Below are 9644 nucleotides of genomic sequence, written 5' to 3' on the forward strand. Positions count from 1 at the left end.
GATCCTGGAACGCGCGGTCGGCGTCCGTCAAAGGGCGATCGACGCCGCGGCGTTCACTCTCGACATTCTCATCCCGAAGGCTCACGTCCTCGCGGACGGGATGCTCGACCGTATAGGCGCGGACCCGAACGGAGCCGCTGTTGACTGGCCACGACGCGTTCACTATCGAAAGTTCCCTTTTTCCTAATCCGGATCTCCTCGACGAGCACCAGCCTCTTCTCGATGACCAGGCGCTCTTCGAGGACGGGCACGATAGTCACGTCGCCTCCGTCCGAATCTGAGGAGCTGCATCCACCACCGTCTCGAACGGTACGCGCTCGACTTCGACTTCTTCAGAGAGAAGGTTGACGCTTGACGGCTTCGTTCGCGACGATCGTCCTGCCGCGAACGCGAACTTCGCCGTCAGGAACCTCGCGGTTGGCAACAGAAAGCCGTTCCTCGGCAAGAGGTATCGTTTGCTCTTCATCGTGCATGGATGCTTCACCTTCCGGTCAGCAAACCATCGCGATTCGATAATGTTCCGAGGAATATTAGAGACGTTCGATCCTCGTTGCCCGGATGACAATCTCCTCCTGATGAAGGCGAACCTCCAAATCTTTGCGGTAGGACGTCCACCACGCGCGGTCGAGCTCGTCAATCATCACTTCAACGACGACGATACGATCCTCCTCAATAGAACCGTCATCCTCCCATAAGCCTTCGGCAGGTGCGTTGACGTGCATGGTCGCTCCTCCGAAATTCTCCGTGAGTTCCGACCGAATGACGTCAAAGTTGGCGCGACTGCTTTCTCCCGTCCTCGGGAGAAGAATTTCTATGAGATATGACATGCCGCGCCCAACCACTCCGCGCATCGAATGTTCCAGCAGCGCAGGACTCATTGTCTCGCTTTAGCGGGAAATAGAGGTTCCGCGTGGCTGCGACGCGCAGGTCCTCGTCGACGACGGAGGCTAAATTGAACAGAGCCTCGCGGCTTGGCTTCCAAGCATGCGCAGAGCCCCGGCGGCATGATGAACCGTAGCCCAGCCGAAGCCCCTTCCGTTCTGGCCCAATCACGCCTCTCCCTCCGGCCGCGGCGGGCTGGTCGCAAACGATGAACGGAACCGAGTTCGCTAGATCGCGTTATCAACGCTTCGAGTAACGTGAGGAAATCATGAACGAAAACACCGGGTCCAAATTCTTTTCCAGATTCGCCACTGCCATAGCCGATCTGTCCGGCAAGCCCGGCACGTTTGTAATTGCGGCGGCACTCGTTCTGATGTGGGCGATCTCCGGGCCGTTCTTCGGCTTCTCCGAGACGTGGCAGCTGGTCATCAATACCGGCACCACGATCATCACCTTCCTGATGGTCTTCGTCCTGCAGAACTCGCAAAACCGCGACGGCAAGGCTCTACAGGCCAAGCTCGACGAACTCATCCTGACGTCGCAGGCGCAGAACACCTTCGTCGGCATCGAAAAGCTCGACGAGCAGCAGCTCCGCGAGGTGAGCAAAAGGCTTGCCGAAAAGGCCGACTGTGTCGAGGACGTTGCCGACGACAAGGCGGAGAAGAGGGAGTGGGAATCTCAGTCCGAGCCCTTAATTCCATAATATACCAATGTCGCTGGAATCGAATTGATAGGTCTGCGGGTCGAACCTTCAAAAGCGAAATGAAACGCGGATTGGTGACGCCATAGACGTCTCGCCCGGTCTAACGCTGGCGACGTTAGGCCCGGTGGCGTCGACCACGCCGGAAAGATCCGATCCTAGGTGAGGGCAGGGGCTGCGGCAATGCACTCTTGTCCGATCGGAGCCGGCCGTCCCAAGGGCACCAGCCGCGAAGACTTTGATGAGAATCTCGTTTTGGCCCGGCAAGGGTTTCTTGAGCACGTCCGAGCGGATGGGCCGAACTCGTGCAAGGGATATATGCCGTCATCACCGCATCAGAGATCTCATGATGTTGCTATCCTTCGTGGGTTCATTCGGATGGCTCACTTCTTGTCGCGATCGACGCCTCGACCTTAAAGATTTTGCTCATGCCGCCGTCGATGATCAACTCGCCGCCGACGACAAAGGAGGCCTCGCCGGGGCGAGGAAGACGACCTTTGTGACTGCCGAGGAATCGCCAAACGACTGACCGGAAGCTGCTTCGGACGCCGGACCGGGGACCCAAGAGACGCGTGGGAAGAGGAAGGCATCGGCGCGCTCGCGGTGATCGGCATCCGAAAAGCGCATCGCCCTTCTCGTCACAGGGCGATGCGCAATTCTATTCGTCGCAGCGGCGGATCCTTCAACCGCGCTGCAAAGGGCGGGCAGTTCTACCGGTAGCAAACGCGGGTCGACCTCGTGACCCATCTATCCTGGCGTTCGCTATAATATCGCTCTCTCTTTAGGTGGCAGGATGCCTTCTGCGCCCGGTCACGGTCGCGATAATAACGAGGGTGGTACCGCGAGTAGCCGTGGAAGCCGGGACCGACATAAGCCCCGCCTGGTCCAACCCGGAAAACGGTCTCAGCGAGCGTTGGCGCTGCGGTTCCGGTCAATGCAGTAAGCGCGACGACGGCTGCGATTAAAAGCTTTCTCATGTTTCACCCCCAATCCAACGATCCGATTTATCTAGACGGGTCGCCTCCGGCATAACCGTGGCTGCCCGTAATGACAATCAGAAGCTTTTCATTGCTCTTTCCTCACGTTGCAGTTGGACGATCAACGAAGGAGATGAGGAAACGGTTCCACGCTTTGCCTTCGGTCCGAAGGAGTCGGGACGATCATCTGGTAGCGATAGTCGTTAAAGGAGTTCTGGGCGAAGCGGTTTCCATTTGATGAGGGAAGGGAGCGGTAAGTATCACTCCCCTCAACACTAGCTACCCCAGTCCCTTAGCATAGCCAAACCTCACGCGGCGGATGGCCGGGACGGCGCGCCCTGCAACTCGGTGGCTGAATATCAAGGTTTAGCGGGCGGCGGCACTTCACCAGAGAGCGTCAGTCTGGGACGTCCCGCGTATCCCTGACGTCTGCGCCATGAACGCTTGCAGTCAAGTCCGTCGTGCCACCGGACATCGCTATTCCGAAGACGTAGAGCATGGAAGCGAGTACGATCACCAAGGCAAGGACCGACGCGTTCCAGAAGGTGAAAACGGAAGATGTGGGATTTTTATCGGCCATGGCGGGATTCCATTGTTTCTTGGCATCCCAACGAGTATTTCCATCAAGCGTTCCGCCTTGGGGCTTTGGTCCGCCGTTACATCGGACCAAAGTTTTGCATTACTTCCGCGGCAGCTTACATGCGCTTTTAGGAGACGCCGAACAGCTTTGCCAAGCTCTCGATAACGACGGCCAGCGCCACGAGCGTGGCGATCCCCATCAGCGGCCAATCGCCCAGCCGGGCTCGCGCTAAGGGTCGACTGAAAGCTCCGGCGGGGCCTGGGAAGCGGACGTCTCTCGCGGTTTCAAAAATCTCCGCACCAGTCGTTCCCGTGCCCAGGCTGCCACTCTTGAGCAAGTCCTTCCCGCTGGAGAGCATCTCCTGGCGGCGTCGTGAACAATCGGGCGTGCTCTGCTCGATACTGCGTCGGAGAAACGCCCATAATCCGGCGAAAGGTGGCGCTGAACGCGCGATCGGAAACATATCCAGGGAAACGGCTATAGAGGATATCGGCTCACGGCCGCGGCGGAGCCGCGTGGCGGCGAGGTGCATCCGCCACCGTGCGAGGTAGTAGATCGGTGCAGCACCGACACTCGCCGTAAAATGACAGACGAAAGCCGATCTCGACTAGAACGCGAGTTTAGCAAGCTCACCACGATGTAGCGGCCGTCCGGCGTCTCTAGAACGGCTTTTCCTTCTTCAAGCGTCGCCGTCTCTGCGAGGAGGGTCGACCTTTCGAAGGCTGAAGAAGTATCGCCGCTCGTCGCCTTCGACGACCATCATGCCGGCAAACGCGTTGTCGTCGATCCTTCGGAAATAGTCGACGATCGGCTGGCGGTCGTAGACCATCGCGGCCGTCTCCTTGCCGTCGATCATGCGGAGCTTGACGGACGCCGTCGTTCCCCGTGCGCGGAAGACCTTCTGCAGATATGAGAACCAGTTCCGGGCGACCAAGGTGCGCCCGAAGGGGGCGAGGCGGATCTCAGTCCTGACCGGAACGAACGCCGGCTCGATCGGCACGAGACGTCCCGGCCGCCATTGGAAGAGCAAGGCGTCTGCGCGCAGATCCGGGTGGAATCGCTTCCCGAACCATTGAAGGTTCTCGAGGACGCCGTCCAGTGGATGCCCGGAAGGAATGCCGACGCCCCGCCAGAGGCCGATCATGTCGGCGGGCAGGACCGGCGGCAGCGACCGTAACCAGGCGATCTTCTTCGACTGCAGGTCGTCGGGCATCGTCTCTCCGAAGCATCGAAGGGTCGAGTGCGGTGCCGGACAGGTTGGGCGCTCGTCTGCCGTGTCGTTGGCCGCAGCGAGAAACCGAAAAAATCGCCGCGTTCACTATCCCTGTCATGTCCGGTTGACACGGTCGCTCTCGGCGAAGGGAATGTCGATCGCTCGGAATGGTTCCGACGTTTCGGCAGCGTCGTCCCAGGGCCGTGCACTCGCAACCTCGACGAAGGTTCTCCCTACAGAGGGAGGACTCGCCATGGCATGAACAAACCGAAAGACGGCGCTCTCGGAACGACTGACCAGTCACCACAATGGGAAGGCCCGCAGAAGAATACGCGTCGCAGCCTGGCGAGGCTCGCTTCCGCATCACCTGCAGCACGTCCAGCTCAATCGACGTCGGAAACCTCATCTAAACGCTACCACCCAAACTCACGACAGCCTGCGCTGCCGCGAAACGATTTCGCGTGCCTGCGGCCGTCCGGGTAAACGGGGCGCTCCCCGTGTCCGGGTCGAGCGCCCTCGGCTTTTCTGAAGATCCGAAGGCGAGCTGCATTGCGCGCCGCATCAAGCCCAGGCAAACCCCGCGCAATCCCTGGGGCCACGGCCTATGCCGCTAGATTGCCCGGACGTTCTCGGCCTTCGACTTCCCGGTTTTCCGGTCTTGTCCGAGGTCGTAGGAGACCTTCTGTCCGTCGCGCAGGAGAGTGGAGCCTTGGACGGCGCTTACGTGGACGAAGACATCCTGGCCGCCGTCGTCGGGCGTGATGAAGCCGAAGCCCTTATCCTGGTTGAAAAATTTGACGGTTCCGTTGGCCACTGAACTTCTCCTGGTGCGTGCGAGATGGAGTGCGATTCATAGACATCGATCGTTTCCTCCGCAACGTGATTTCGCGTTCCCTTCCCTGTGAGCAGCTCGCAGATCTAAGTGCGCTCGGCGTACCTGACCTTGACGACGCGGTCGAGAAGCTCGGGAAACCGACCGTTTTCCTGGCCAGCTTCCTGAGTTGATGAGGCGGCAGGCGATCTGCATGTTTCCGATCTCGGAGTGCCCGGAGGGCCGATCGTCGCCATTGCCCATTTTCTGTTCCCTCCCTGAGATCGTCGGCACGTAGCGCCCTTAGCTCCCTTGGGTGGGACTTTGTCCAATAGAACGTGTGGGCTTCGATGGAACGATCATGAAGCAAGATTCGAGCCGCGACACCTGCGGCTTATCGGCCGAAAATTGCATCGAGAATGGCAGCCACATCAAAGAGTTTCTCGCAGGCAGGATCAAATCCGTGCCCTTGTGCCAGCTGCCGCGCCCAATTTACCGCCGCTCTGCCCCCCCAATCGTCAGGCGGATTACACAGAGTTTCCGACCTCGTGCCATGGTAGCGCTCGGCGACGAAATCATAAAAGGAACCGTTGACGTTCCGTAGGGCCGCGCCACCCTCGGTACCATGGAAGCTCGCGCTTATGACGGCATCGCATCCTGCATGCAAACGCCAGGAGCAGGCCAATCGAAGAACGGCACCCATCGCAAGTTCAATCGTCCCGACCGCAAAATCCTCGACCTCCGTTTCATCCTTGCGAAGTGGCAGTCCTTGGCGGAACAACCTGCCTTCGACTTTCGTGACGCTTGGAAAATCCAAGGTCCAAAGCCCAAGATCGGCCAGGTGGACCCCAAGATCCATCAGGCAACCGCCGCCAGAGAGCGACCTGTCGTAGAACCATCCCTTGTCCGGTCCGTAGGCATTGTGAAATACCAAGTCGGCGGCGAAGACGCTGCCCAGCTCTCCGGCCCGGATGATGTCGCGAATGCGGCGCATGCCGGCTGTGTGGCGATAAGATAAATCGACGTCCAGCAACCGGTCGGCCGCTCGTGCAGCTGCAATGACTGCCGCCACTTCGTCTTTCGAGCGGCCGAGCGGCTTCTGGCAAAAGACCGCGATGCCGCGACTGAGGGCTTCGATCGCTTGCTCTGCATGCAAGGCACTTGGGGTTGCAATGACCATTCCGTCGAGGCCATGCTGCAGCAAAGCGTTGCAAGAAGGAACGACCTCGGCCGATTTAGCCAGCTTGCGTGCTTCCTCCGCCATCTCCGCCGATGGGTCGCAAATTGCGACGGCATCGACCAGGCCAGTTTCCAGAAGCGACTTCATGCGGAGACGGCCGATCCAGCCGACGCCCAGAAATCCCAGACGCGTCGGGCGGGTATCGCCGCGAAGCCTTTCGGCCTTTGAAATCTTATTCACGCGTACATCACCAATGCCTTGAGAAATCCATGGGGCCGGTCGCGCGTCATATCGAGCGCCTCGCCCAGCCGCTCCAGCGGAAAGTGGTGCGTATAAAGAACTGAGGGGTCAAACAGCCCCTCCTGAACCGCTTTAACGGCATCGCGGATCCCTTGCACGTAAACGGCCGGGTCGCGCTCATGAGCATTGATGACGTCAAGTCCCCGCCAGTTCCAAAGCTGCATGTTGATCTGCCGCGGGCCGTCCTGATGATAGCCGGCAACAATGAGCCTTCCGCGTTCTTTCGTGAGTTCGCCGGCGAGATCGAGCGGCCATTGCTTGCCGACGGCCTCGATAACGCAGTCGCAGAAGCGGCCGCCGGTAAGCGCCTTGACCTCCTCGATGATTCGCCAATGATCATCGATGGGGATAGTTTCTGACGCACCCATGCGCTTTGCCAGGTCCAGCGAGAATTGCCGGCGGGACATGGCGATCACGCGCGCCCCGGCCAAGACTGCGAGCTGCGTCAGCAGTGCACCCAGGAAGCCGATCCCGACGATCGCGACGGTCTGGCCGGCTCCGATGAGGCTGCGTTTAAAGATGTTCATCGCGCAGCCAAGCGGTTCCCCCGGAAAGGGCTGACCAGCCAGTTGGTCCGGCAGCCGCACCACGGCATTTTTATCGGCGAGGTCGTGGGTCGCATAGCCGTGATAGCTGAGCGCGGCGACACGATCCCCGACGAAAAGATCTTCGACATCCGCCCCGACCGCGTCGATGATGCCCCAACCTTCGTGTCCCAGGCCGCCGGGTTCTGTCGGAAACGTCATCCATTCGGGTCCGGCCCATGGTGTGAGGTTCGAAGCGCAGACACCGCAGCCTTCGAGCGCTATGCGCACCTGACCAGACGCCGGTTCGGGAAGCGGCAGGGTGTCCACTCTCATCTGGCCGGCAGCAGTAACCACCGCAGCCTTCATCCGCGAGGGTTGCGCCGATGTCACGATGTTCATGGACAATCCTCCTCGAGCAACACCTATTGCGGCTTTGCGGCAATTCAACCGGCACTCAATTGTACACCGCTTTGTATCCTGACCCGCTGGGCAATAAGATAATCCCTCAGTTTGGCAGAAACCGGCGTCGCAACCTGTTGCGGCCAAGGCGGGACGATACGTCCCGTGCTTGTCTTGCCGGCAAACGGCCCCAAGTCTTGTTTGTGACGATCGGTCTGTCTCCCGACTGATCGTGCTTTCCCATCGAGAACTTCCACCGGGATAACAGGTTCCACGGTCACCGACATCGAGTTCAAAGATGTCATTGATGATGTCATTGAAAAAGATGTCCTCGATGAAGGAACAAAGCTTAGGGCGTGATGTTCGGCCGGGGAATGTCGTCTCTTTCACACCCTAGGATGAGCCATGCGACGAGTTCTTGTCACGGGAGGCTGCGGATTTATAGGCCGCCATGTCATAGAAGAATTGCTCAGCAACTCTTATGATGTTCGCGCGCTGGACGCGCTGATTGACCAGGTTCACGCCGACGCCGAGCTAGCCATTCCCAAGCAGGTCGAACTGGTACGCGCCGATATTCGCGACAAGGCTAAAGTCCGCGAGGCGCTGGAGGATGTCGATGGCGTCATCCATCTGGCTGCGGAGGTAGGCGTCGGCCAATCGATGTATGAAATTGCCCGCTATGTCGGCAGCAACGATTTTGGTACCGCGGTCCTTCTCGAGGCCATGATCGGTCTGCCCGTCAAGCGCATTGTCGTCGCCTCCTCGATGAGCGTCTATGGCGAAGGCTCGTATGTCACGCTGGATGGTGACCGCCTTGGCTTCATCCGCCGCAATGGCGCGCAGATCAAGGCCGGAAAATGGGAGCCGGTTGGACCAAACGGCGAAACACTGACGCCGGTCGCGACCGATGAGGAAAAGCCAGCGGACCTTGCCTCCATCTACGCCCTGACGAAATTCGCTCAGGAGCGTCAGGTGCTGATCTTCGGCGAAGCCTACGGCGTCGAAGCGGTGGCGCTTCGCCTTTTCAACGTCTTCGGTGCCGGGCAGGCGCTTTCAAATCCCTATACCGGAGTCCTGGCCAATTTCGCCTCGAGACTGGCCAACCGGCAGCCGCCAATGATCTTCGAAGACGGACGGCAGGGTCGCGATTTCGTGCATGTACGCGACGTGGCTCGCAGTTTCCGCCTCGCACTGGAACAGCCCCGTGCGACTGGTCATGTCATCAACATCGGCAGCGGCCAAGCCTACACGATCACCGAAGTCGCCACGTTCCTGGCAGAGGCCATGGGCCTGCCCGAGATAGTCCCGGAAATCCTGGGTAAGGCACGCTCAGGCGATATTCGCAACTGCTTTGCCGATATTTCGAAGGCACGTGAGCTGCTGGGATTCGAGCCACAACACCGGCTCGAGAACTCGCTCGGCCCCTTTGCCGAATGGGTCCGAAGCAGCGGTGCGATTGACCGCAGTGCCGAGATGAAACGGCAACTCGAAGAGCGGGGACTGGTGTCATGAACCCGCATACTCCAGAGCAGGTCAACCAGCTTGCCGCCCCGTCGGTGGCAGGCAACGCCGCGCCGATCCTCGTCGTCGGTGGCTGCGGCTTCATCGGCTGCAACATTGCCGACAGCTATCTGAACGACGGCGAGGACGTCATCCTGCTCGACAATCTGAGCCGACCGGGTGTCGACCAGAACCTGCAGTGGCTTAAAGATCACCACGGGGATCGCGTCCATCCCGTGCTTGCGGATGTTCGCGATTTGCGCAGCATCGAAGCGGCATTCGCGGATGCCAAATGTGTATTCCATTTCGCTGCACAGACGGCGGTCACTACGAGCCTCGCTCACCCGATCGACGACTTCGAGACCAATGCCCGCGGAACACTCAACGTACTGGAGGCCGTCCGCAAGGCCGGTCGCAACGCTCCAGTCATCTTCGCCAGCACCAACAAGGTCTATGGCAGCCTCGAAGGCATGCCGATAATCGAGCTGAACGACCGCTATATCCCCGCTGACGAGGAACTTCGCGCGTACGGCGTGAGCGAAGAACGCAACCTCGATTTCTGCACGCCTTACGGC

Annotated in this window: 11 protein-coding genes and 2 pseudogenes; 3 read left to right on the plus strand and 10 right to left on the minus strand. The window is 59.6% G+C overall.

Translation table 11 applies throughout. The features are described 5' to 3' along the window. The 4 genes and pseudogenes from ACPYOJ_RS32800 to ACPYOJ_RS32815 all read right to left on the minus strand — a co-directional run. Positions 1 to 163 (minus strand): DUF2382 domain-containing protein (locus tag ACPYOJ_RS32800; protein WP_481419982.1); only part of this gene is annotated, 163 nt, incomplete at its 3' end. 1 nt (position 164) lies between these two features. Then, a pseudogene (locus tag ACPYOJ_RS32805) lies at positions 165 to 266 on the minus strand (DUF2382 domain-containing protein); the annotation flags it as partial. 66 nt (positions 267 to 332) lie between these two features. After that, entirely contained in the window at positions 333 to 473 is a 141-nt protein-coding gene (locus ACPYOJ_RS32810) for a hypothetical protein (RefSeq protein WP_481419973.1), read from the minus strand. 57 nt (positions 474 to 530) lie between these two features. Then, complete coding sequence (locus ACPYOJ_RS32815; protein ID WP_481419974.1) at positions 531 to 722, minus strand: hypothetical protein; 192 nt, start codon at positions 720 to 722, stop codon at positions 531 to 533. Positions 723 to 1150: 428 nt separating this feature from the next. Here ACPYOJ_RS32815 and ACPYOJ_RS32820 point away from each other — a divergent pair, with 428 nt between their 5' ends. Further along, positions 1151 to 1585 carry a low affinity iron permease family protein gene (locus ACPYOJ_RS32820; RefSeq protein WP_168832342.1) on the plus strand — a complete coding sequence of 145 codons (435 nt, stop codon included), beginning with the start codon at positions 1151 to 1153 and terminating at the stop codon, positions 1583 to 1585. Between the two features lie 48 nt (positions 1586 to 1633). On the opposite strand, the gene ACPYOJ_RS32825 is transcribed toward ACPYOJ_RS32820, so the two are convergent. The 6 genes from ACPYOJ_RS32825 to ACPYOJ_RS32850 form a co-directional block, all read right to left on the minus strand. Further along, positions 1634 to 1864, minus strand: coding sequence for an alcohol dehydrogenase catalytic domain-containing protein (locus ACPYOJ_RS32825; protein ID WP_481419975.1), 231 nt, complete (start codon positions 1862 to 1864; stop codon positions 1634 to 1636). A 1092-nt stretch (positions 1865 to 2956) separates the two neighbouring features. Beyond that, positions 2957 to 3139: a hypothetical protein gene (locus tag ACPYOJ_RS32830; protein ID WP_481419976.1), complete on the minus strand. Its 183-nt coding sequence runs from the start codon at positions 3137 to 3139 to the stop codon at positions 2957 to 2959. A 679-nt stretch (positions 3140 to 3818) separates the two neighbouring features. Beyond that, positions 3819 to 4352, minus strand: a complete 534-nt coding sequence (locus tag ACPYOJ_RS32835) for a DUF4334 domain-containing protein (protein WP_481419977.1) — start codon at positions 4350 to 4352, stop codon at positions 3819 to 3821. 610 nt (positions 4353 to 4962) lie between these two features. Continuing rightward, complete coding sequence (locus ACPYOJ_RS32840; protein WP_481419978.1) at positions 4963 to 5166, minus strand: cold-shock protein; 204 nt, start codon at positions 5164 to 5166, stop codon at positions 4963 to 4965. 391 nt (positions 5167 to 5557) lie between these two features. After that, complete coding sequence (locus ACPYOJ_RS32845; protein WP_481419979.1) at positions 5558 to 6583, minus strand: Gfo/Idh/MocA family protein; 1026 nt, start codon at positions 6581 to 6583, stop codon at positions 5558 to 5560. Further along, on the minus strand, positions 6580 to 7569 hold the full coding sequence (locus ACPYOJ_RS32850) for an MDR/zinc-dependent alcohol dehydrogenase-like family protein (protein WP_481419980.1): 990 nt from the start codon (positions 7567 to 7569) through the stop codon (positions 6580 to 6582). Before ACPYOJ_RS32850 ends, ACPYOJ_RS32845 begins: the two co-directional genes overlap by 4 nt. Before the next feature lie 405 nt (positions 7570 to 7974). Between ACPYOJ_RS32850 and ACPYOJ_RS32855 the strand changes: the two genes are divergently transcribed. Both ACPYOJ_RS32855 and ACPYOJ_RS32860 read left to right on the plus strand, forming a co-directional pair. Beyond that, positions 7975 to 9081: an NAD-dependent epimerase/dehydratase family protein gene (locus ACPYOJ_RS32855; RefSeq protein WP_481419981.1), complete on the plus strand. Its 1107-nt coding sequence runs from the start codon at positions 7975 to 7977 to the stop codon at positions 9079 to 9081. 14 nt (positions 9082 to 9095) lie between these two features. Continuing rightward, positions 9096 to 9644: pseudogene (locus tag ACPYOJ_RS32860) on the plus strand (GDP-mannose 4,6-dehydratase); the annotation flags it as partial.

Source organism: Rhizobium sp. SVR5-9E (assembly GCF_056755095.1).